Origin of the sequence: Thermosynechococcus sp. TG215 (assembly GCF_031583455.1) — a bacterium.
Taxonomy (GTDB): domain Bacteria; phylum Cyanobacteriota; class Cyanobacteriia; order Thermosynechococcales; family Thermosynechococcaceae; genus Thermosynechococcus.
The window spans coordinates 580835-602590 of sequence record NZ_CP134178.1 but is presented as its reverse complement, the minus strand read 5'-3'; the positions used below and the strand labels follow the sequence as shown (position 1 = coordinate 602590).

Annotated in this window: 26 protein-coding genes, 1 tRNA gene, 1 pseudogene and 1 riboswitch; of the genes and pseudogenes, 13 read left to right on the top strand and 15 right to left on the bottom strand. The window is 53.7% G+C overall.

What is annotated here, in order from left to right:
• Positions 1-27: 27 nt before the first annotated feature.
• Positions 28-99 (top strand) — tRNA-Asn (locus tag RHJ02_RS02745).
• Between the two features lie 343 nt (positions 100-442).
• On the opposite strand, the gene RHJ02_RS02740 is transcribed toward RHJ02_RS02745, so the two are convergent.
• Positions 443-1351, bottom strand: a complete 909-nt coding sequence (locus RHJ02_RS02740) for a MoxR family ATPase (RefSeq protein ID WP_206200971.1) — start codon at positions 1349-1351, stop codon at positions 443-445.
• Complete coding sequence (locus tag RHJ02_RS02735; RefSeq protein ID WP_310800430.1) at positions 1344-2291, bottom strand: bifunctional riboflavin kinase/FAD synthetase; 948 nt, start codon at positions 2289-2291, stop codon at positions 1344-1346. Before RHJ02_RS02735 ends, RHJ02_RS02740 begins: the two co-directional genes overlap by 8 nt.
• Positions 2292-2404: 113 nt before the next feature.
• A riboswitch (cyclic di-AMP (ydaO/yuaA leader) is annotated at positions 2405-2543 on the top strand.
• Positions 2544-2630: 87 nt separating this feature from the next.
• On the opposite strand from RHJ02_RS02735, the gene RHJ02_RS02730 reads away from it, so the two are divergent.
• Positions 2631-3980, top strand: coding sequence for an ArsB/NhaD family transporter (locus RHJ02_RS02730; RefSeq protein WP_310743339.1), 1350 nt, complete (start codon positions 2631-2633; stop codon positions 3978-3980).
• Positions 3981-3996: 16 nt separating this feature from the next.
• On the opposite strand, the gene RHJ02_RS02725 is transcribed toward RHJ02_RS02730, so the two are convergent.
• The 6 genes from RHJ02_RS02725 to RHJ02_RS02700 form a co-directional block, all read right to left on the bottom strand.
• A complete protein-coding gene (locus RHJ02_RS02725; protein ID WP_206200968.1) occupies positions 3997-4242 on the bottom strand; it encodes a 2Fe-2S iron-sulfur cluster binding domain-containing protein in 246 nt (81 codons plus the stop codon).
• A complete protein-coding gene (locus RHJ02_RS02720; protein WP_310453237.1) occupies positions 4239-5234 on the bottom strand; it encodes an aspartate carbamoyltransferase catalytic subunit in 996 nt (331 codons plus the stop codon). The genes RHJ02_RS02725 and RHJ02_RS02720 overlap by 4 nt, the downstream gene beginning before the upstream one ends.
• The gene (locus RHJ02_RS02715) at positions 5231-5749 is read right to left on the bottom strand and encodes a phosphoribosyltransferase (RefSeq protein WP_149820490.1); all 519 of its coding nucleotides are present in this window, start codon (positions 5747-5749) and stop codon (positions 5231-5233) included. Before RHJ02_RS02715 ends, RHJ02_RS02720 begins: the two co-directional genes overlap by 4 nt.
• Positions 5750-5753: 4 nt before the next feature.
• Positions 5754-6689, bottom strand: coding sequence for a phytoene synthase (locus RHJ02_RS02710; protein WP_206200965.1), 936 nt, complete (start codon positions 6687-6689; stop codon positions 5754-5756).
• Complete coding sequence (pds, locus tag RHJ02_RS02705; RefSeq protein ID WP_206200964.1) at positions 6673-8106, bottom strand: 15-cis-phytoene desaturase; 1434 nt, start codon at positions 8104-8106, stop codon at positions 6673-6675. The genes RHJ02_RS02710 and pds overlap by 17 nt, the downstream gene beginning before the upstream one ends.
• A 98-nt stretch (positions 8107-8204) precedes the next feature.
• A complete protein-coding gene (locus RHJ02_RS02700) occupies positions 8205-8840 on the bottom strand; it encodes a chorismate lyase (RefSeq protein WP_310800429.1) in 636 nt (211 codons plus the stop codon).
• Positions 8841-8967: 127 nt separating this feature from the next.
• Between RHJ02_RS02700 and RHJ02_RS02695 the strand changes: the two genes are divergently transcribed.
• The 3 genes from RHJ02_RS02695 to RHJ02_RS02685 all read left to right on the top strand — a co-directional run bounded on the left by RHJ02_RS02695 (position 8968) and on the right by RHJ02_RS02685 (position 12281).
• Entirely contained in the window at positions 8968-9624 is a 657-nt protein-coding gene (locus RHJ02_RS02695) for a Mo-dependent nitrogenase C-terminal domain-containing protein (protein WP_206200962.1), read from the top strand.
• Between the two features lie 19 nt (positions 9625-9643).
• Positions 9644-10966, top strand: a complete 1323-nt coding sequence (gene rimO / locus RHJ02_RS02690) for a 30S ribosomal protein S12 methylthiotransferase RimO (protein WP_310800428.1) — start codon at positions 9644-9646, stop codon at positions 10964-10966.
• Positions 10967-11042: 76 nt separating this feature from the next.
• Positions 11043-12281: a sensor histidine kinase KdpD gene (locus RHJ02_RS02685; RefSeq protein WP_302678781.1), complete on the top strand. Its 1239-nt coding sequence runs from the start codon at positions 11043-11045 to the stop codon at positions 12279-12281.
• Here RHJ02_RS02685 and RHJ02_RS02680 read toward each other — a convergent pair.
• Both RHJ02_RS02680 and RHJ02_RS02675 read right to left on the bottom strand, forming a co-directional pair.
• Positions 12251-13105 (bottom strand): DNA-formamidopyrimidine glycosylase, encoded by an 855-nt coding sequence (locus tag RHJ02_RS02680; protein WP_206200959.1) that lies wholly within the window; start codon positions 13103-13105, stop codon positions 12251-12253. The genes RHJ02_RS02685 and RHJ02_RS02680 overlap by 31 nt on opposite strands.
• A gap of 11 nt (positions 13106-13116) precedes the next feature.
• Positions 13117-13347 carry a photosystem I reaction center subunit IV gene (locus RHJ02_RS02675; RefSeq protein WP_011057407.1) on the bottom strand — a complete coding sequence of 77 codons (231 nt, stop codon included), beginning with the start codon at positions 13345-13347 and terminating at the stop codon, positions 13117-13119.
• A 201-nt stretch (positions 13348-13548) separates the two neighbouring features.
• Here RHJ02_RS02675 and RHJ02_RS02670 point away from each other — a divergent pair, with 201 nt between their 5' ends.
• On the top strand, positions 13549-13887 hold the full coding sequence (locus tag RHJ02_RS02670) for an STAS domain-containing protein (RefSeq protein ID WP_206200958.1): 339 nt from the start codon (positions 13549-13551) through the stop codon (positions 13885-13887).
• A 27-nt stretch (positions 13888-13914) separates the two neighbouring features.
• Here the strand turns inward: RHJ02_RS02670 and RHJ02_RS02665 are convergent, their stop codons facing one another.
• The 4 genes from RHJ02_RS02665 to RHJ02_RS02650 are packed head-to-tail and all read right to left on the bottom strand — an operon-like array spanning position 13915 to position 17345.
• The gene (locus RHJ02_RS02665) at positions 13915-14976 is read right to left on the bottom strand and encodes a 3-deoxy-7-phosphoheptulonate synthase (RefSeq protein ID WP_206200957.1); all 1062 of its coding nucleotides are present in this window, start codon (positions 14974-14976) and stop codon (positions 13915-13917) included.
• Positions 14977-15011: 35 nt separating this feature from the next.
• On the bottom strand, positions 15012-16148 hold the full coding sequence (locus RHJ02_RS02660) for an LptF/LptG family permease (protein ID WP_206200956.1): 1137 nt from the start codon (positions 16146-16148) through the stop codon (positions 15012-15014).
• Positions 16149-16150: 2 nt separating this feature from the next.
• Positions 16151-16939 carry an LPS export ABC transporter ATP-binding protein gene (gene lptB, locus RHJ02_RS02655; RefSeq protein WP_302677272.1) on the bottom strand — a complete coding sequence of 263 codons (789 nt, stop codon included), beginning with the start codon at positions 16937-16939 and terminating at the stop codon, positions 16151-16153.
• Entirely contained in the window at positions 16899-17345 is a 447-nt protein-coding gene (locus tag RHJ02_RS02650) for an LptA/OstA family protein (protein ID WP_302677271.1), read from the bottom strand. Before RHJ02_RS02650 ends, lptB begins: the two co-directional genes overlap by 41 nt.
• 60 nt (positions 17346-17405) lie before the next feature.
• On the opposite strand from RHJ02_RS02650, the gene holA reads away from it, so the two are divergent.
• Complete coding sequence (gene holA / locus RHJ02_RS02645) at positions 17406-18413, top strand: DNA polymerase III subunit delta (protein ID WP_310800427.1); 1008 nt, start codon at positions 17406-17408, stop codon at positions 18411-18413.
• Here holA and RHJ02_RS02640 read toward each other — a convergent pair.
• Positions 18350-18805 carry a hypothetical protein gene (locus RHJ02_RS02640; protein WP_206200953.1) on the bottom strand — a complete coding sequence of 152 codons (456 nt, stop codon included), beginning with the start codon at positions 18803-18805 and terminating at the stop codon, positions 18350-18352. The genes holA and RHJ02_RS02640 overlap by 64 nt on opposite strands.
• A 323-nt stretch (positions 18806-19128) precedes the next feature.
• On the opposite strand from RHJ02_RS02640, the pseudogene RHJ02_RS02635 reads away from it, so the two are divergent.
• The 6 genes and pseudogenes from RHJ02_RS02635 to RHJ02_RS02610 form a co-directional block, all read left to right on the top strand.
• Positions 19129-19446, top strand: a pseudogene (locus tag RHJ02_RS02635) (helix-turn-helix domain-containing protein); the annotation flags it as partial.
• 29 nt (positions 19447-19475) lie between these two features.
• Positions 19476-19619: a hypothetical protein gene (locus tag RHJ02_RS02630; RefSeq protein WP_206200952.1), complete on the top strand. Its 144-nt coding sequence runs from the start codon at positions 19476-19478 to the stop codon at positions 19617-19619.
• 67 nt (positions 19620-19686) lie between these two features.
• Entirely contained in the window at positions 19687-20010 is a 324-nt protein-coding gene (locus RHJ02_RS02625) for a metal-sensing transcriptional repressor (RefSeq protein WP_206200951.1), read from the top strand.
• A gap of 27 nt (positions 20011-20037) precedes the next feature.
• Positions 20038-20331: a YggT family protein gene (locus RHJ02_RS02620; protein ID WP_315863713.1), complete on the top strand. Its 294-nt coding sequence runs from the start codon at positions 20038-20040 to the stop codon at positions 20329-20331.
• Positions 20331-21200: a DNA adenine methylase gene (locus RHJ02_RS02615; RefSeq protein ID WP_310437981.1), complete on the top strand. Its 870-nt coding sequence runs from the start codon at positions 20331-20333 to the stop codon at positions 21198-21200. The genes RHJ02_RS02620 and RHJ02_RS02615 overlap by 1 nt, the downstream gene beginning before the upstream one ends.
• Complete coding sequence (locus tag RHJ02_RS02610) at positions 21178-21633, top strand: hypothetical protein (RefSeq protein ID WP_310800425.1); 456 nt, start codon at positions 21178-21180, stop codon at positions 21631-21633. The genes RHJ02_RS02615 and RHJ02_RS02610 overlap by 23 nt, the downstream gene beginning before the upstream one ends.
• Positions 21634-21756 lie beyond the last annotated feature (123 nt).

The following is a 21756-nucleotide window of genomic DNA, read 5'->3' as shown; positions in this document are numbered from 1 at the left end:
TACGCTACATTAAAAAATCGTCAATATTCCTCAGTAGCTCAGCGGTAGAGCGGTCGGCTGTTAACCGATTGGTCGCTGGTTCGAATCCAGCCTGGGGAGTTTAATAACTTGAGCCACGATAGCGACGGCGGCGCTGCCCATCATGCCCATATCTAACAGCAGCAATTGGGGCAACGCTAGGCCAGCCGTCTCCATGCCCTCTAGCACAGCAAGGATGTCAGCATCAAGGTTTTCCCAGATGACCGTAAGGTTTTGACTGCTGAGGATGTTGTGCCAAATTTCTCCCTGCCGTTGGAGGGCTTGTGTCATGAGTATCGTTGTCATCAATGCCTAAATCCTTCGACGGTTGCGAGGGCGATCGCGATGTTAAAAAGACTTAACACTACAATGACAGGTTGGCGATCGCAGAAATGTTCATAGAGAACAGTCGCGCCAACTCTCCCTAGGGAACGGCTACCGTTTCCAACAATTCTGCCACACAGGCCCGCCCTGAGCGCCCTGCTGCTGTAATCAGACGATGAGCTAGAACATGGGGCGCCAATTGCTTGACATCATCGGGGAGGACATAGTCACGGCCATTGAGAAAGGCCAAGGCCTGAGCTGTGCGCTGGAGCATCACGGTACCGCGAGGACTCACCCCCAAGGTAATGCGATCGCTCTCGCGGCTCGCCCGCACAAGGGCAAGAATGTACTTTTGCAACACTGAATCTACCCGCACCTGTAGCACCTGCTGCCGCAACTGTTGGATCTCCGCCAAGCTGAGGCACGGTTCCAGTTGATTGACATCTAAGCCCCCCTGCACCCGTTGCAGCATTTGTAGTTCCTCTTCCTCGGTGGGGTAGCCCAAGCTAAAACACAGGGCAAAGCGATCCAACTGGGCTTCGGGCAGCGGAAAGGTGCCTTGGTATTCCACGGGGTTCTGGGTGGCAATGACAAAAAAGGGCTGGGGCAGGGGGTAGGTGACGCCATCAATGGTGACTTGGTACTCCTCCATGACCTCTAGGAGTGCCGATTGGGTGCGGGGTGTGGCGCGGTTAATTTCATCCGCCAGCAGGATATTGCAGAAGACAGGACCTGGGCGAAACTCAAACTCCGCTGTTTTGGGATTCCAGATATTGGTGCCCGATAAATCCGTGGGCAGGAGATCGGGTGTGGCTTGGATGCGCTGAAAGGTACCCGCCAGCGATCGCGCCAAGGCTTTGGCCAAGAGGGTTTTTCCCACCCCCGGTACATCCTCCAGCAAAACGTGTCCCCCCGCCAGCAACCCCACTAGCATGAGTTCAATGGCAGCTTTTTTGCCCACCATGACCTGTCCAAGGTTATTGATCAGTCGCTGTAGGGGTTCACGCATAGGAGACCACTCGTTCAAGAAGATCAGCCGCTACTTGGCAATCGGCAGCAATTTGCGCCTGTAGGGCAGCCAAACTGGGAAACCGTACCTCTGGGCGAATAAAGGCCTCTAAATGAAGTGTGATCTCTTGATTGTAAAGATTCCCCTGCCAGTTGAATAGATGCACCTCTGTGGTCACTTGCCGACCCGTCACCGTCGGTCGCATCCCAATATTCACCACCCCCAATTGCTCAGTGGCGAACGCTGCCCCCGTAACGCGGCAAGCATAAACGCCGTGGCGAGGCAATAATTTGTCTGGGGGGAGGGCTAGATTGGCGGTGGGAAATCCCAACTGCCGTCCCAACTGTTCCCCTTGAATCACGGTGCCGGTCAATTGGTAGGGGCGTCCCAAAAGCTCCCGTGCCAAGCCCACATCTCCCTCGGCGAGGGCGGCCCTTACTGCTGAGCTACTGACGCGATCGCTCCCCCGACAATAGGGGGGCACAATATGCACTGGAATACCAAAGGCAGCACAGAGGGTGCGCAAATCCGCCGCTGTCCCCGATCGCCCACGGCCAAAGCCAAAATTAAAACCCACACTCAATACCTTGGCCTGCAACTGCTGTACCAAAATCTGCTCAACAAACTCCAAGGGCGACAGTTGGGCAAGAGCATGGGTAAAGGGCAGGACAATCACCTGCTCAATGCCATAGTGGTTCAAAAGGGCACGTTTTTCCGCCTCTGGGGTCAGCAGCAGGCGCTCTTCTCCCGTAAAAAATGCCTGCGGATGGGGCGAAAACGTAATCACTGATCGGTAACAGTCGGGAGGCGCTGCTTCAACAAGCGTACGGATAACCTCCTGGTGCCCGCGATGGACACCGTCAAAATTGCCAAGGGCGATCGCCGTAGGAGTTTGCAAGGGTAGGCCGCTGTTAAATTGACACAGGAAACATTTTGACACATTTAACCAAGGAGCAATAGTCCGGGAAAGCCTTCATTAAGATTTTCTATTCACGTCATAGAAGAACTTCTCTTGAATCCCCCAAGAGGCCTATGCTACGTTGAGTAGCAATTTATCTTTTTGTGCCTAATCTAAGCCTTGGCAGCTTGGAGCGGAGGAACCAACGAATCAGGGGCGCATTCTCCACCGAGAAAGGATACCACTGAATCCTAGCCCGTCAGCTAACTTCGTCGGCATTCAGTTGGAGACTGGCTGTTTTTCACAACTGCTCAGTGTTCCAGTGATTCGGTTTCGTGGGGTTGACCGAATTTGTTACCTTAGAAACTTTTAGGAAGCCCAATGCTGATTGAACACTGGCATACATTCGCTGCTGGCACGATCTTCCTAGGCGTGATCCTCCTGATCATGACCGAGTGGATCAACATTACCATTGCAGCCTTTTTGGGCGCGATTCTCCTTGTCTTTCTCAACATTATGACCCTTGGGGAGGCCATTAGCTACATTGGCCGCAGTCACGGTACTCTCGCTCTCTTTTTCGGCGTCATGGTTCTGGTGCGAGCCTTTGAACCCACTAAGGTGTTCGAGTATCTGGCCACCCAAATGGTTCTGCTTGCCCGCGGTCAGGGAAAACGCCTGCTGCTGGGGATCGTGGCTCTGACAACCCCCATCTGTGCCGTACTGCCCAATGCCACAACAGTGATGCTCCTTGCCCCCCTGTTGCCCCCCATGGCGGCTGAAGTGGGGGTGGACTTTGTCCCCCTGATTATCTTGATGGTGATTGTCTCCAATAGTGCGGGGTTACTCACCCTCGTGGGCGATCCGGCAACCTACATTGTGGGGGATGCCATCAACCTCAGCTTTAGCGATTATCTGTTGCGGTTAAGTTTAGGGGGTGTGCTGGCGATCGCCGTCATTGTCTTTTGTCTGCCGGTTCTCTTTCGCCGCATTTGGCGCAAAGAACTCAACTCCCTTGATCACTTGCCCCACCCCAAAATTAATCATCCCCGCACCCTAGCGGTGGGTTGTGTGATCATCGTCTTTGTCTTGACCTTCTTTGTTATTGGCGATGGCATGGTCGTCAAAGTGTCTCCCCCTGCGGTCGCTTTAATGGGGGCTGCCCTTGCACTCCTTTTATCCCATCAAAGCAAAATCGATACGGTGACCCACATTCTGCGGGATGTGGACTGGGCCACCCTGATCTTTTTTATGAGCATTTTTGTCTTGATCGGTGGCCTAGAAAAAACCGGCATCATTGGTCAACTCTCCCACCTCCTCGCCATTCTCATTGGCCAAAATATCTTTTTTGGCTCACTGCTGCTCTTATTTGCGATTGGCATTCTCTCTAGCGTCATTCCCAATATCCCCCTTGTGGTGGCGATGGTGCCACTGCTGAAAAAATACCTTGTCGATGTGGGTCTAGCAGGTTCAGAAATTCTCCACCCTGGTTATGGGGGTGATTTGCCCCCCCAGGTGCTGCCCCTGTTCTATGCCATGATGCTAGGGGCAACGTTGGGCGGCAATGCCACACTGGTGGGCGCCTCTGCCAACATTGTTGGTGCGGGTGTGGCCGAACTCCATGGCCGCCGCATTAGCTTCAAAACCTTTCTGCGCTATGGGGTGCCGATTACGGCCTTGCAGTTGGGGGTTTCAGCACTCTTTCTAACTGTGCGCTTTCTCATTTGGCGCTAACAGCTCTGGCCTTGGCTTACCATGTGGGATCCCGAAAGAGATAAGCGGTAATGGAGCCATCCTGCTTGCGATCGCCCGCAATCGTAGAAATACAGGCGCGAATTTCCTCGCCATCCTCCAATTCCAACGTACAGGCGCCACAACTGCCCATGCAACAACCCGTGGGAATGTCGACCCCAGCGCGCGCTGCAACGCTCAGCCAACTTTCACCCACTTCGGCCTCAACGGAAACCTGATCCGGCACAAAGGTGACCTTAATCATGGCCTGCCTCCATGATACGTTCCCATCAAATACAGTAACGCCATCCGTACCGCCACCCCACTGGTCACCTGCTGATTCACTAAACTGAACTGCGGATCATCCAGCAATGCCGAACTCAATTCCACGCCGCGATTCACCGGTCCCGGATGCAAAACCCGCACCTCCGGTCGGCACAGGCGCAGCCGTTCATGGGTGATACCAAACTGCTGATGGTACTCCCGCAAACTGGGAATCAGGTGCTGATCCATGCGTTCCCGTTGCAGGCGCAGCGTCATCACAATATCGGCATCAGCAAGGGCAGGTTCCAGTGTCCAGTGGAGCGTTGCTCCATAGTCTGCAAATTCTGGCGGCAAGAGGGTGGGGGGGCCGGCCAAATGCACGTCAGCACCGGCCGTTTTCAGGCTGTAGAGGTTCGATCGCGCCACACGGGAATGGCGAATATCCCCGACAATGGCAATTTTCTTCCCCTGCAACAGGGCACAGCGGGGCTGACGCGGATCGTAGAGTTGACAAAGGGTAAACAAATCTAGCAGGGCTTGGGAGGGATGCTCGTGCAAGCCATCACCGGCATTGAGAACCGCCACCTGACCGCCAAGGCGATCCATTTCTGCTGCAATCGTATGGGGCACCCCCGACTGCTGATGGCGAATCACCATGAACTCTGCCCCCATCGCCCACAGGGTCTTAGCGGTATCGAGGATCGTTTCCCCTTTACTCAGGGCCGAGGTACCGGGCGAAAAGTTGAGAATATCCGCAGAAAGACGTTTGGCCGCCAGTTCAAAGCTATTGCGGGTGCGCGTCGAGCTTTCAAAGAAAAGATTAGCAACCACCCGCGCTTGCAGGGTGGGGACTTTTTTGGTGCGACGATTCAGGACTTCCTGAAAACTGAGCGCTGTTTGCAGCACAATATCTAGTTCCGCCACCGTAAAGTCTTGCAGGGAGAGGACGTGGCGACGCTGCCATTGGAGGGGGGGAGTGAGGGTAGGCGTCATGGACAGGGGGTTAGGGTTTGAGCAAGATCAGCCGCTGTCAGTTGTTCGTAGCGTTCAAAGGGTTGATGGATCCACGGATTTTCCGGCAGGTAATGAACATAGTAGTCCGGACGAATACAAGAGGCCGCTTTGTACCAGAGAACGGCAGTGCGCACTTCCTCCACCGCAAAGCCATATTTGACCTCTAGCCAGCGCAGGGTTTTCTGCAAGGAAAGGCCAGAATCTACCAAATCATCCACTAAGAGGACATGACTGCCAAGGGTAGCGGTGGTCATGGTTAAATCTCGCGCAAAGGTGATGCGACCCCGCTCTTGGTTATTGACACCGCCATAGGAGGACACCGCCAGAATCGCGAGGGGTTGATTAAACAAGCGGCTGAGAATGTCCCCTACCCGCAGCCCCCCCTTGGCCAAGCAGAGGATTTGATTGAACTGCCATCCCGATTCATAGATAGCGATCGCCAACTGTTCAATGGTGCGATGATACTCGTCCCAATCCACGTACAGATCTGCCATGGTGCTAGAAGCTGGCCTTGAACCAAGAAATAGGGATAAACAGCAGCTTGCGCCAATCAGAGACAAAAGCGCGCCGATTAAAGACATCGTAATCGTTGGCTTCGATGACATCAAGAATCTGGCGATAGAGCATCAATGCCGACCACACGGGCCAACGGGCATCCCGCTCTAGGTAAGCCACCCCCACTTCGGCTTCCCGATAAAATTGCCGTGCCCGCTGAATTTGAAAGCGCATCAATGCCCGCCAGCGATCGTCAATCACTCCCCGCTGCAAGTCTTCTGCGGTGTAGTTAAAGGCAGCCAAGTCCTCTAAGGGCAGATAAATCCGCCCCCGCCGCATATCTTCGCCCACATCCCGCAGGATATTGGTCAGTTGATTGGCAATGCCAAGGGCAATGGCTTGATCCTTGAGGGTACCTTTAGCCTGATAGGGATCCACCCAAGGGGAACACAGGCGATCGCTGTAGGGGTTTCCCCCCATCACCTCAAGGGACATGAGGCCGACGGTACCGGCAACGCGGTAGCAATAGAGTTCCAATTCAGCAAAGGTTTCATAGCGACTGCGGTGCAAGTCCATCCGCTGGCCAGCAATCATGTCCCGAAAGGGCTGGATGTCGAGGGGGTACTGTTCCAGCGTTGCCGTTAGAGCTAAATCCATGCCATCGTGGGGACGTCCAGCAAAAATATCCTCAAGGCGCGCTTCCCACTCATCAAGGGTGGCCATGGTTGTCGTTGCGGCTTGGGGGCCATCCACCAGTTCATCGGTGCGCCGACACCAGACGTAAATTGCCCAAATGGCGCGGCGCTTGGCGGGGGGCATCAACAGCGTGCCGAGGTAAAACGTCTTGGCATAGGCGGCAGTGACCTGACGACACAACTCGTAGGCCTCGTCGAGGGAAATCAGGGGAGGGACGTACTCGGCTCTAGGCAGTTGCAGCATTGGCGGCAGTTTGAATAGAGGTTTTAGGGGGCTGCGGGGCGTTGCTCTCTGCGAGCCGCTTCGCGATCGCCTGCGCTGTCAGCTTACCAGAAAGTACCGCACCTTCCATACTCCCTAGGTAGGGCTGCATCGTGTAGCTCCCCGCAAGGAAGAAGTTGGGAATGGGTGTGGCCTGATCCGGACGAAAGGCTTGGCGACCGGGGGTGGCTTTATAGACTGAGCGGGGGGTTTTCACCACCGCCGTTTTCAGCACTTTAGCAGGTTCCGGTAGGTGATTGGGGAAGAGTTTGGCCAGTTCCGCAAGGGTCGCCTCAACAATCTCCTCATCGCTGCGGCCAATCCACTCCGCAGCAGGCGCCAATACCAGCTCTAGCATTGACTTGTCGGGATCGGCATAGCCCTTGCAGGTTTCGCTCATGTCGGCATAAACACTCAACAGGGGCGATCGCGAGAAGAGGAGATGATCCACTGTCGGCAATTTGCGATCAAACCAGATTTGGACGTTAATCACCGGGACGCCTTCGAGGCCATTGAGTTTCTGGAAAAAGGATAGGTCTTGCCACGGCTTCGGCAGCAGCAGTTTAATGGCATCCACCGACATTGCTGAGACATAGGCATCCGCTGTGACTTCAAAGCGCTGTTGTCCCTCGCGATCGGCCATGACAAAGGACTGCACCGAGAGATCCTCATTGAGGACAATCTCCCGCAGAGCCACATTGGTGTGCACTTCACCGCCCCGCGCGGTCACATAATCCACAATGGGCTGACACAACCGTTCGGGGGGTGCCCCATCCAAGAAGGCAATTTTTGAACCATAGCGTTCCCGCAGAAAGCGGTTCATCGCCGTCAGGGGAATCGTGGCCGAGACCTCATCGGGGTTCAGGAAGGTCAGTGCCTTTGAGGCCGCAATAAAAATGTCGGAGTTTACCCGCTCATCAATCCCTTGGCGTTGCAGCCATTCGAGGAGGGTGTACTTGTCCATTGCCTCGACGTATTTTTGGCCGCGCACGATCGCTGGCCACAGCCCCAAGGCAAAGCGGAATTTCTGCTCCCACGTCAGCATATCGTTGTTGCGCAAAATGGAGAGCAGTACATTAAAAGGCGCAGGAATATCGGGAACATCAAACCACGAGAGCACCCCCGGCTTTTCCGGTTGGTTAAAAATCAGGGCATGGCGTTTCCATTGCAGGCGATCGCTAATCCCCAATTCCGCTAGGAGTTGCAGCATATTGGGGTAGGCACCAAAAAAGGCGTGCAAGCCTGTTTCCACCCAATCCCCATCGGCATCCTGCCATGCCGCCACCAAGCCACCAAGGACATTGGCACGCTCAAACACCATGGGGGTATGTCCTGCATCCACTAGATACTTGGCGCAAGCTAAGCCCGCTAAGCCACCACCGGCAATTGCAACTCGCATGAATGACGCTACCCTAACTGACGAAGATGAACGCAACCCCCTAGGGGGACAAAAAGCTGTTCATATTATATTTACAAAACGTTACGGAGGCAGCCGCTTTAGGCTAATGTTGAGCCTGAATTTGCCAAATAGGCCGTACTTCCCATCGGACCAAGGTAGCGGCAGAGGTAGGGCGAAAAGACTTCATAAATCAGCGTAATGGGACGGCGATCGTGCCAAAAGAGATAATGCCGCCCCCAAAAAGGCCCCGCCTCGCCAAAGGCTGCCGCCAAGGTTTCAGAGTGCCCGAGATACACCGCCTGAATGTCGCGATAAAGCTCCACCTTGCGTTGGGCGAGGTTCGTCCAAATGGGCATGGCACGGTTTTGCAAATACTCATCCACATGAGCCGCTTCCCACCAAGAGGTGGCATAGGCCAAACGCTGACCTGAAGCGGTGCGTAGCCACACTTGACGCCGCAGCCGCGGGCCGGGAATGAGTTGCAGTTGCGCCGGGGCGCGATCGCTGGCATGGCCAATGGCGGACATATCTATCACGTCCACTTCCGTGGTTTCACCCGTCAGCAGTTGCAGGTGGCGGGTGGGGGAGCCATCCCCAAGAATCAGGATTTGCCACGCCGGCGCTAAAAGATCATGAGGTAATCCTTGGGCGATCGCCACCGCGTCCCCCTGCCAAATGGGATCAAGGGCATACCAAGGGGTTGAGCAGGTGGAGGGCAACAGCGAAACAGTCAAGGACGGGACACAGTGCTTAACAAAACTTCGTCAATTGTAGCAAGGATTTTATCCGTCCTTCAGGATGGCACGAAAGACCCAGACCTAGAGTACAGTCGTAGTGAGCAGCAATCTTGGGGCAATCTCTATGGCAACCACCGCAGCATCTACCCTAGAACTGACACCGGAACAAACGGCCATTTGGATTAAGGGTCTCTTGAGCATTGCCGGCGCCGATGGTCACTTTGATCCCGAAGAGAAGCAACTGATTGCGAGCCTGATTCGCGAGGAAATTGCCCCAGAAATAGATCTTGAACATTTTGCTCCAGTCACTAATGAAGAACTGGTGGCCACCTTTGGCGGCGATCGCGCCCTTGCGGAAAATTTCGTGCGTACAGCCGTGATGGTGGCGCTTGCCAATGGCATTTACTCCCAATCGGAGGATGCCGAACTGCAACGCTTCTGCAACGCCTTGGGACTGGAAATTACTGCCCTTGAGTCCCTGAAGCACACCCTTGATGGTCAGCACGAGAGCAATGAACAAACCCTGCGCCTATTGGATCCCGTGCGCCACTGGCTGGATGGTTTAGAGGTCAAAGATGCCAAGGTAGCTCGCTTTCTCTGCCGCCTGATTCCCCCCCAATGCCCCTTTGAGCGCGACATTACCCTTTTTGGTCGCAAGATTGTCCATATTCCCCCCCTCTGTAAACTCAATCCCCTTTATGATCAATTAGTGGGGTTGCGCTTCCGCTCGCTCAGCTATTTGGCCGACGAGTGTGGTGAAGATATTACCCCCTACTGTTAGATGGTGCTGACCCGTTTAGATGCCAAACCCAACCAAACCGAAAATTGCCTTTGCCCACCTTGGCTGTGATAAGAACCGCGTGGATACGGAGCACATGATTGGTCTCCTTGCGGCAGCGGGCTATGGGGTGGGTACCGATGAAACCGAAGCCGACTACGTTATTGTCAATACCTGTAGCTTTATCCAAGCCGCCCGCGAAGAGTCGGTGCGCACACTGGTAGAACTGGCAGAAGCCAATAAGAAGATTGTGATCACAGGCTGCTTAGCGCAGCATTTTCAAGGGGAACTCTTGGCGGAGCTTCCTGAGGCGGTGGCCGTCGTTGGCAGTGGCGATTACCAGCACATTGTTGAGGTGATTGAGCGGGTAGAAACGGGTGAGCGGGTGCAACAAATTAGTGCTGTGCCCACCTACATTGCCGATGAAACCGTTCCTCGCTACCGCACCACGCCGGAACCGGTGGCCTATCTGCGGATTGCTGAGGGCTGTGACTATCGCTGTGCCTTTTGTATCATTCCCCATCTGCGGGGCAACCAGCGATCGCGCCCCATTGAGTCCATTGTTAAGGAAGCCCATCAACTCGCCAGCGAGGGCGTCCAAGAAATCATTATTGTTTCGCAAATTACCACCAACTATGGCATTGATCTCTATGGTCAACCCCAACTCGCGGCGCTGATCCGTGCCCTTGGGGAGGTGGATGTACCTTGGATTCGGTTGCATTACGCCTATCCTACGGGGCTAACGCCTGAGGTGATTGCAGCGATACGAGAAACCCCCAATATCTTGCCCTATCTCGATTTGCCGTTGCAACATTCCCATCCAGAGGTGCTGCGCGCGATGAATCGGCCGTGGCAAGCGGGGGTGAACGATCGCCTGATTGAACGGTTACGGCAGGAATTACCCGAAGCAGTGATGCGGACGACGTTTATTGTTGGCTTCCCCGGTGAGACTGAGCACCACTTTGAGCATCTTTGCCAGTTTGTGCAGCGCCATGAATTTGACCATGTGGGGGTCTTTACCTACTCCGCTGAGGAAGGGACTGCCGCCTATGATCTGCCGGATCAGGTTCCAGAGGAAATCAAAATGGCGCGGCGCGATCGCCTGATGCAACTGCAACAACCCATTGCCCAGCGCAAAAATGCCGCTGAAGTGGGCAAAACCATGCCTGTGCTCATTGAGCAGGAAAACCCACAAACTGGGGAATTGATTGGACGATCGCCCCGATTTGCCCCCGATGTTGATGGTGTGGTCTATGTGAAGGGAAGAGCCACCTTGGGCACAATTGTCCCCGTGAAGATTACTGCTGCTGATATTTACGACCTGTACGGCATCATCCCTGCCTAAGTACGGTTTTACTCCTAGGCAGATTGGAATTATTGGGGCTATGGTCAAGGCAGTTGGGGACGTTGCATCGGCTGCTATGGGACGCTCTCATTCCACCATTGATCGGTATGATACCCGTGCTGGCGATCGCTTTTGGCAGTGGCAAGCGGGGGTTGCTGCCTTAGAAAGATTATTGGCAGTCACGCATCCCATTGAGGGCTTTTTAGTTTCCTTCCCCAGCCTCATTCTTCAAGATTGTCCCCTAAAAACCTATGTCCTCATGCCCCAAGGGCGATCGCTGCCCTACCTGCCCCCTACAGACGCCAATCCTGCTTTGCCAGCAATGACCCTTTTGCCCGCAGCGCGAGAAGGCATGAATCCCTTTTGCCTGCTTCTGAGTCCAGAGGTCAATCTTTTACTGATCTATCAAGGGGAGCGCGGACTGCACTTTTCCTTTGCCCCTGAGGAAATTCATGCTTTTTGGCAGCAATTGCGGCAGCAACTTCCCTTAGCCAATCTCCACCCCATTGATCAGTGGCTGGCCAGTGTCGAGATGGTGCCCCCCAGCTATCGTTTGGTGAGTCAGTTTGCTCAATGGCTGCTGGACTATAGTCAACCGGCGGCCACGCCCCTGACTGTGACTTCTACCCCCATGGCTGCGGATATTAGCCTGCTGCAAGCCCTTTCCCACGAGGTGCGCACTCCCCTCACCACCATCAATACCTTTATCCAATTGCTACAACGGCAAGAGAATCTACCGCAGCGCACGTACCAGTATCTGCAAAAGATTGGTCAAGAGATTCAGGATCAAATCACCCGCTTTAATCTCCTGAGTGATGCCGCCGAAATCTTCACTAGTCCTAGCCCCAAACCCCCCCTTGCGTTTGGGCAAACCCACTTGACGGAACTCTTCACGACCAACTTGGCTCGCTGGCAAAAACAGGCGGCGCGTCGTCAAGTCAAATTGGTTCTCGACTATCCGCCCAATTTACCCCTTGTTCTCAGTGATCCAGCGTCTTTGGATCAGGTCTTGACTGGGTTAGTGGAATACTATAGCCAAACCCTTGCCCCAGAGAGTGAACTGAAATTGGTGGTGCAGCGGGCAGGGCAGCACGTGAAGCTAGAATTGCGATCGCCCCAGTACAAACACCGCAGCGATCTGGCCGCCTTGGGGCACCTGCTCCTGTGGCATCCCGCAACCGGCCAACTGAGTCTCAACTTTCAGGCGGCAAAACTCTTAATAGAAGCAGTCGGCGCTAAGGTCATTCAACGGCGCGATCGCCAAGCGGGCGAAATTCTCACCCTTTATTTGCCCATTGCGGAAGACAGCGGCTGACAGCGGGGACAATAGTGACTGGAGCGTCCTGCCAAGCGCAGCCGTTCAATCGTTGTGCCACAGACGCGGCAGGCTTCCCCCTTGCGACCATAGACCCATGCTTGACCCCCATAGCGACCATTCACCCCCGCCGGAGTGACGAAGCTACGAATTGTCGTACCGCCCGCTGCAATCGCTTCCCTCAGCACTTGGCGAATCACCTGATGGAGGTGAACGATCTGCTCAATCGTTAGGGTGTAGGTGGGTAGGGCGGGGTGCAGACCACTCAAGAAAAGACTTTCATCGGCATAGATATTCCCCATGCCGGCAACAACGGTTTGATCCAAAAGTGCCGTTTTTAGCGCGCGACGATAATGCACCAACCGCTCCGCCAAGAACCAAACTGTAAAGGCCTCACTCAGGGGTTCTGGTGCCAAGCTGGCCAGTGTGGGAATCGCCGTTTCGGGGCGGCAGTGTGCAGGAATCCACCAACAGCGACCAAACGTCCGTTGATCCACAAAGCGGAGTTCCGCCCCCGTTGCGAAAAACCAGCGTACACGGGTATGGGAACAAAGGGGCACCGGATCAGTGAGCCACAGTAACTGACCACTCATGCGCAGATGAATGACGAGGTGGCTGCCGTCATCTAGGGTGGCTAAAAGATACTTGCCGCGCCGTTGCCATTGTTGCAGGGCGCGATCGCGCAGGTGATCAATAAACGCTTGCGGCTCTTCAGGAAGCGCAATAGAACGGGCTAGAAGCACCTCCACCCCCACAATGGGTTGCCCAAGGGTGACCACCTCTAGCCCACGACGTACGGTTTCAACTTCCGGTAATTCCGGCACGGTCTGAGAAACTATTTACCTTTTTTGGGCGGAGCCACTTCTTGCACTTCGTGCAGCGCAAAGTTATTGGTGTTCACACCGCTGGCACTGCCGCTGTAGCCGGTGTAATTGACTTTGTCGAAGCGCACAATCACAGGATATTTGACGCCGGGGGTTTGATCCACAGAGGCGACGGTGCCCACTTCGTTGTACCAGTAGGATTCAGGGCGGAGAATCTTGACTTTAGAACCACGTTGCACCATGAGTTATCGTCCTAAAAATTTCTCAACGGCTAGAGTTAAGCCTACTATGACTACTACGGCCTGTTACGCTCACTCCACAAAATTTCACAGAGCACCCCATCTCTGGAACCCAGCAAAGGGCGGTTATGGGTTGGTCGCGTGACGAATCTCGGTGAAAAAAAGGCTGTATACTAGCGGGGAACTCCTTTCCATCATCCTGTTATGGCTAATACTGTCGAAGTGATTAAGCTGTCTGGGGTCTTTGGTGGCCCCCAAGCTCAGGAATTTCGTCAAACCATTGGTGAGCTGGTTCAAGGGGGGACTCAAGCCCTATTGCTGGATTGTGGTGAGGTCACCTTCATTGACAGTTCTGGCTTAGGCGCTCTTGTTGTTGCCCTAAAAACCGTCCGGGCAGGTGGGGGACAGCTTTACCTATGCAATATTCCCAAGCAGATGATGATGCTCTTTGAACTCACGAGCATGGATAAGGTCTTTCACATCCTCAAAAATGAGGAAGAGTTCTTTTCATTGAATCTACCTTCCCAAGGGGCAAGTAACTAGCTTCCCCTGCTACAATAGGCGATTCAGTTATCTGGCAACCAGTTGTGACCCCACCGCACTAGCCAATTGTTCGAGCATCGTTACTGTTGTCGCAAAGTCCACGCAGGGATCGGTAATACTTTGGCCATAGACCAATTGCGAGAGATCCTTGGGAATCGGTTGATTACCCGCCTTGAGATGGCTCTCGATCATCACACCCGCCAAATAACGGGAACCTTGCTGTACCTGCTGGGCAAGATTTTCACACACTAGCACTTGGCGTTGGGCATCTTTGGCAGCGTTGGCATGGCTACAATCCACCATCAGGCGGGGGGTGAGTCCCTTACGCTCTAGGAGGGCAGCCGCCATTTCGATGTGAGCGGCAGAATAGTTAGGGCCCTCTTTGCCGCCGCGCAGTACAAGGTGAGTATCGGGATTCCCAGTGGTGGCAACAATACTGGCACGGCCTTCAGCATTAATTCCCAGAAAATGGTGTGACTGCTGTGCCGCGATCATGGCATTAATTGCGGAATCTAAGTGACCATCGGTGCCATTTTTGAAGCCTACGGGCATCGAGAGACCCGACGCCATTTGACGGTGGGTTTGGCTTTCCGTCGTACGAGCACCAATGGCGGTCCAACTCACAACGTCAGCAATGTACTGGGGAATGATTGGATCGAGCAATTCTGTAGCGGCGGGCATCCCCAAGTTGGCCAAATCCAGCAGCAGCTTCCGTGCGAGGCGTAAGCCGGTGTTGATATCATAGCTGCCATCGAGGTGCGGATCGTTGATCAGCCCTTTCCAGCCTACAGAGGTGCGGGGTTTTTCAAAATAAACCCGCATGACAATTTCAAGACTATCCCGCAGGCGATCGCGCAGCCGCGCCAACTTTTCCCCGTATTCCAAGGCTGCCTTGACATCGTGAATTGAACAAGGCCCCACAATGACCAGCAGTCGGCGATCGCGCCCCTTAAAAATGTCACGAATGCGATCGCGGGTTGTGGCCACAAGGGTGGCTTGGGATTCGGTCAGCGGTAAATCCGCCAGCAGGGTAGCAGGCGTCAACAAGGGTCGCGTCTCAACAACGTGAAGATCAAACGTTTGCGGCATGGATCAGCAATCAGCACTTTTTTCATCATACCTCTCTAGCTACGATCCGCGCGCCACAGTAGGGCGATCGCCACCACCAAGCCAATACCGTGGGGCAACCACGCTGCTGCAAGGGGGGAGAGGGTGCCAATCGTCCCCAGTGCACCGAGAAAAAACGTGAGCACGTACTGACCAAACACCACTGCCACACTAATGCCAAATCCTTGGCGCCCCCGCCGTTGGGAGGGACTGAGGCCAAACCCCACCCCCAAAAGGGCAAAGACCACCGCCAAGAAGGGCTGAGCATAGGCCTGAGCCAGATGAACCTTGAGGGCACGCACCAGTTCTGGCTCTTGATTGGGATCGAGACGTTGCAGGGCACGGCGTGCTTGGGTGATCGAGAGTTCATCCACATCTGTTGGCCGCAGTTGTTGAGATTGGGCAGGCCGCGGCAAGCGGATCTCCTGTTGATCAAATTGCAAGAGATTGCGGCTGACTCCCGTGTGGGTAATCAAATAGGCTACCCCCTGAGAGAGTAACCAGCGACTCTCACGCACATTCCACTCAGCGGATTCAGCGCTAATGACCTGAGTCACCTGTGGTTGTGAAAAGTCCAAAACCGTGATTCCCTGAATGCGGCTGCCATCAAAGCGATGCCCATAATACAGTCGCCGCACATCTCCTTGGCGATCGTACTCAGGGTAGAAAATATCGGTGCCTGAGCCGAGGGTACGCTCCTGTTGCAGTAACTCCCGCATGAGTTTTTGCGATTCATACTTGGCGATGGGTACGGCGATTTCATTGAGCGCAAGGGTCAACCCACTCACAAACAACGCAAAAACCACCACAGGGACGAGGACACGGCGCAGACAAATCCCCACACTGCGCAGCGCAATCCACTCCCCCTCCTCTGAGAGCCGACTCATCGCCCCCACAACCGCGAGCAACACGGCCATCGGAAACACCAAGACCAAGACGCTGGGCAGTTGATAGCCAATCAATTGCAGCAAAATCGTTAGGGGCAGTTGAGCATCGGCAATTTGTCGCACCAGATCAAAAATCGTGCCGACGGTCAGCGCCAAAGTGGTAAAGATTGTAACGCCAAAAACAAACCCCGGCAGCAGTAGCGAGAGAAGATACTGATCTAACTTGGGAAGGGTCGGCAACCAGATCCGCCGCAGTGCTCTGATCATGTCTAGAAGCGAAAATCCTCACCGAGGTAGTATTGCCGCACTTTGGCATCCTGGGCCAATTCCCAGCTATTCCCTGCGGCTAAAATCTGCCCTTCCCGTAAAATGTAGGCGCGGTCAATAATTTCCAGCGTTTCCCGCACATTGTGATCGGTAATGAGAATGCCCATTTGGCGATCGCGCAGCTTGGCAATCATGTCCTGAAGGTCATGCACGGCAATGGGATCCACGCCCGCAAAGGGTTCATCGAGCAGTAAAAAACTGGGGCCTTGCTTACCTGCTGCCAAGGCACGGGCTAATTCGGTGCGCCGCCGTTCTCCCCCTGAGACTCGCCGACCGAGGGTGTGGGCAATGTGGGTGAGGCGGAATTCCGTGAGCAGTTGATCCAAGCGATCGCGCCACTGCCGCCGCGGCACTCCCGTCTCCTCTAAAACCAAGAGAATATTTTCAGCAACCGTCAACTGGCGAAAGATACTCGGTTCTTGGGGCAGATAGCCAATGCCCCGCCGTGCTCGCTGATGTAAGGGAGCTTGGGTAATATCCTCATCATCCAGCCATACTCGGCCATCATCCGGTCGTTCAATCCCCGTTGCCATGTAAAAGGTTGTCGTTTTCCCTGCACCATTGGGCCCCAGCAGACCCACCACCTCTCCGCGAGCCACCGAGAGACTGACGTGATCCACCACCCAACGACTGCCATACCGTTTACATACCCCCTCTAGGCGAAGCGTGGTCGGTAGCGCAAACCGCCCATTAGGGCTGCACAGGTGTAAGAATTTGTTGGTTAGGGTCATCGGGGATCATTAAAATAGATTCGACTTGGCGGCTGGGGGCGGGCAGAGCGACAAATTTTGCTTCCTCAATAAGATATGTGATGGTGTCAGCGCGGAGACTGTTCCCCTGTTGCAAAACATACACATTCCCACTGAGGACAATGCGCCCCTCCCGGCTAAAGTATTGTGCTTGTGCCGCCGTGGCCTGAATTTGGCGGGCGGGATAACGCAGTTGCACATTGCCCCGTGCCGTGATCACGCCTGTGACGGCATTCGCCTGCTGCACATCGGCCAAAATGGTAAGTGCTTGGGAAGGCGTTTCTTGGGAGTCTGCGGGCTGCCAAAAGAGGGGAGCGATTGCTAACCCTACCCCCAGTGTACCCAGCGCCAAAAGGCGGGATGGCCATCGGGAACAAGAGTGCAACATTTCCTTAAAGTCTCCGCCACAATGTCTTTATCCTAGTGGATAAGGGAAAATTTCCGCATCATGCCCGTTTACTTCTATTGGGGGGAGGATCAATTCCGACTCGAGCAGGCCGTGAAAGACCTACGGCAACAAGTGGTCGATCCCCTGTGGGAGAGTTTTAACTTCGAAAAATTTGCTGGGGAGGATGCTGAGGCCGTTCAAGCCGCGTTGGCGCAGGTGATGACGCCGCCCTTTGGAGAAGGCGATCGCTTGGTGTGGCTAGTGAATACAACGCTAGGTCAACGCTGTAGTGCGGAACTACTCGCAGATTTAGAACTCACCTTGCCACAAATTCCCCCGAACTGTCATTTTCTTCTTACCAGTCGCCAAAAGCCCGACAGCCGCAGTAAAGCCGTCAAGCTGCTGCAACAGCATGGCACGATTCAGGAATTTAGTCCGATTGCCGCTTGGAAAACCGCTGAGATTGAACAGCAAATCCGTGAGGCGACTCAACGCTATCCAGTCCGCCTGCCCCCAGAAGGAATACAACTGCTTGCCGAAGCCGTGGGCAATGACAGTCGCCAACTCCACAATGAATTAGAAAAATTGGCCTTGTTTGCGGGCGATCGCCCCCTTACCGCTGAAGACATCACCACCCTTGTTCATGCCACCCAACAAAGTAGCCTCACCCTTGCCAGTACGCTGCTGCGGGGAGACACAGCCACTGCCCTGAGCCAACTGGAGGACTTGCTACTCCAAAATGAACCCCCCTTGCGCCTTTTGGCCACCCTGACGAAACAATTTCGCACCTGGTTGTGGGTCAAGTTGCTCAGCCATGAGCGCGACCATCAACGCATTGCCAAGCTCGCCGAAGTGGGAAATCCGAAACGGGTCTATTTCCTGCAAAAAGAAGTGAACGCTGTTGCTTTGCCGGCCCTTCAAGCCTGTTTGCAGATTCTCTTAACCACGGAGTATCAACTCAAGCTAGGGGCTGAGCCAGTGGCGACTCTACGCCAAGGGATGATTCAGCTTTCCTTGGCCTGCTCACGGCGTTCTTGGGGCGATCGCTCGGGCGGCGGTGACAATTGACTCGGCGGCAACCGCGAAGGTTTGCGACTGGGACGATTCCACGTTTGCCATGCGGCTTTTACCCCGGCAAAAACACTACGGGTGGTCACTTTCGCCTCTTGAACTTGGCGTTTTGCCGCTGCAATTCCTTGATCCACCTGCTTGACGACATTGCCTGCACTTTCTACCCCTTGGCTAATGTCGTCGGTGAGATCGCTAATCTCTAGACCCGTCAAGCGAATTGCTTCTAGGGTAGGGGGCAATTCACGCCCCAAGGTATCAAAGAGCTTTTCGGCACTGCGCGCCGCCCGTGCCAATTCCATAAACGCCGGAATCGCAGCAACCAGAACGGCTGCCAAGCATACGGCCACTAATACCAGTGACACCGCCAACCAAAAAATTGGTTCTGTCACGTTGGTTCGTCCACTGAATCCTGCGGGGGATGTGTCCCGATACTATCACGACTTTCCTAGGGACAACAGTTACGGGAGTGACGCCCAAGGCAAACGCCCACTTGAAAATTTAGGAAAGAGCCGTCACATTCATGGCCAAAACCAAGCGCAGCTAGCAAGTTTGCTACCAAAATTCGCCGCAGTGCTCCGTCTATACCGCAAAGCGGTTAGGTGGTGGTGAGGCGGCGGGCGACCGCAGGGAGCAGCCACTCAATCTCAGCTTGTTGCTGGATATATTGAGCTAGCACCGAACATCGGGCGTGACTAATCGCTATAATGCACTCATGCTCACCCTGACGTACGAGTACAAACTCAAACTAACCCAGCAGCAGGCCAAGCAGATCGACCACGATCTAGACGTGTGTCGCCAAGTTTGGAATGATCCGCTGAGGGAACGCAAAGACTGGATTGCTTCGCGCAAATGTCCAGTCAATGCCTGCTCTGTGCGTAGCGAGTACATCATCCCAGCGGATGCCCCTTACCCCAGCTTCAACGTGCAGTGCCAACGATTGACTGAAGCAAAGCAGTTCAACCCTGATTTAGCGTCGGTTAACGCCCAAGCATTGCAGCAAGTCTTGAAGCGGCTAGACCAAGCGTTTGAGCGGCGGCATTGGTGATGAGCTTACGGGAGATGCTGCAACGAACACATTTTGCGGCTGCTTTAGAAGTCCAACAAGTTCTCAGCCCTGCTCAGCGCCAACAACCGGCGGCTATGAATCGCCAACGCTTAGTGAATTTAAGAAATTATTTTCAACAGGGAGCAACACAACCCTAGTTCCTAATCTGTTGAATATTCTGTTGAATAGGTTGATTGTTGTACTGATTGTTTAGGACTATTTGCCGTGGGCACTGAATTCCATTCCCATTCTTCTCCTTCCCTGCATTCCCATCCCCATCATCACAGTGAGGAATCGCTGCGGGCGATCGTCAATCGGCTCTCGCGCATTGAAGGGCACGTGCGTGGTATCAAAACGATGGTTCAGGATAGTCGCCCTTGCCCAGAGGTACTGATTCAAATTGCCGCAGTGCGGGGAGCGTTGGATCGGGTGGCACGGCTGATTCTCGATGAGCATTTGAATGAATGTGTGACTCGTGCCGCTCAAGAGGGACGCATTGATCAGGAACTCGCAGAACTTAAAGCTGCCCTTGATCATTTTTTGGGATAATGATTTGGGATAGTGTAAGCGATGCCAATGCCTGTGGTTGTTGTCATCAATTGGGTACTGGGAATCATCCTCGCCATTTTTACCCTGATCTTTCTGGTGCGGATTGTCCTCACGTGGTACCCCCAGATTAACCTCACCCAAGGGCCATTGAAAGTGATTTACTGGCTTTCAGAGCCTGTGCTGGCACCAACTCGCTGCGTTGTGCCGCCTCTTGGGGGAGTGGATATTAGTCCCATTATCTGGGTGGGCATTGTCACGCTCCTACGAGAATTGCTCGTGGGGCAGCAGGGACTGTTGTTCATCCTGTTTCCACCGGTCTAGTGGGGACAACAACGATCCTCAGCCCGAAGCCATTTCTCAAGTGGGCGGGGGGCAAGTCGCAATTGTTGAGCCAAATGGCTCCCTATTTACCCCATCAATGTCGCTGTTATGCTGAGCCGTTTTGTGGCAGTGCAGCGCTCTACTGGTATCTCTTTGGCCAAGCCCAACAGGGCGAATTTCAGTTTCAGCAGGTGCGGTTGAGCGATCGCAACCCTGAACTAATGAACTGCTACCAAATTGTGCGCGATCGCGTGGAGGACTTAATTCAAGAACTCACGGCATATCGCCAACAGCACAGCGAAGCTTTTTACTACCACATTCGTAGCTTAGATCAGCAGCAACTTGATCCCCTCACGCGAGCAGCTCGCTTCATCTATCTGAACAAAACCTGTTTTAACGGCCTCTATCGTGTTAATCGTGCCGGGCAGTTCAACGTTCCCATGGGTCGTTATCGCAATCCCCAAATTTTTGATCCAGAGGCTCTGCGCCAAGCGAGCCTTGCTCTGCAAAAGGTGACATTGAGTGTGGCGGATTTTCAAGAGGTCTTAACTTGGGCAACGGCGGGGGATTTTATCTACTTTGATCCACCTTACTATCCTCTTTCTAAAACAGCCAGCTTCACCAGTTACACTGATCAGCCCTTTGGCGAAGCAGAACAGATTGCCCTGGCCAACGTTGTCGCTGAGTTGGCTCAACGGGGATGCTACGTCATGCTTAGCAATGCTTGGGTTGAACCCATGCTGCACCTGTATCGCTCTTGGCACTGTATTGAACTCAAGGCCAGCCGTGTGATCAACTCCAATCGCCACAAACGCGGTAAGATTAGCGAGCTGCTGGTTGTCACCTATGGCTATTTCGAAAGGGAGTGAGATATTTTCAAGAGGGATAAGCTATACTCAAAAATTCATGAATATCACTCAAGAAGCCACGGAATGTTGTGCCTGTGTTTGCCCCCGAGGTCAATCCCATGGAGCGGTTGTGGCAACATCTGCGAGCAGCATGAGCATGGCAGTCGTTCGAGGCGCTGGAAGCCCTGCGTCAAAACCTGCAAGCTGTATTGTTACAACTGACGACGGCAGTGATTCGTTCTTTGACGGGCTGGTCATTCATTACACAGCCTTTATTAACCCTATCTTCAAATTGAATTGGTATTATAAAGCAAATATAAAAACAAAGATTAAAAACCATAATATTGAATCTCTTTATTTGATAAGATTAAAAAAATTATTAAAGTTTTTAAGCGTTAACCAATTTCTTGAATTCCAATTACTTAATAGCCTTCTTAATAACCCTGCGATTTGAAAAATGATCAAATAAAACATCAATGATCAAGAATAAAAATTTTACTGGTAATTCCCTAGGCGATTAAACTACGTTATAGTGGCAGTGCTATTTCGATATTTTCGATAGCAGTACCGCAGATAG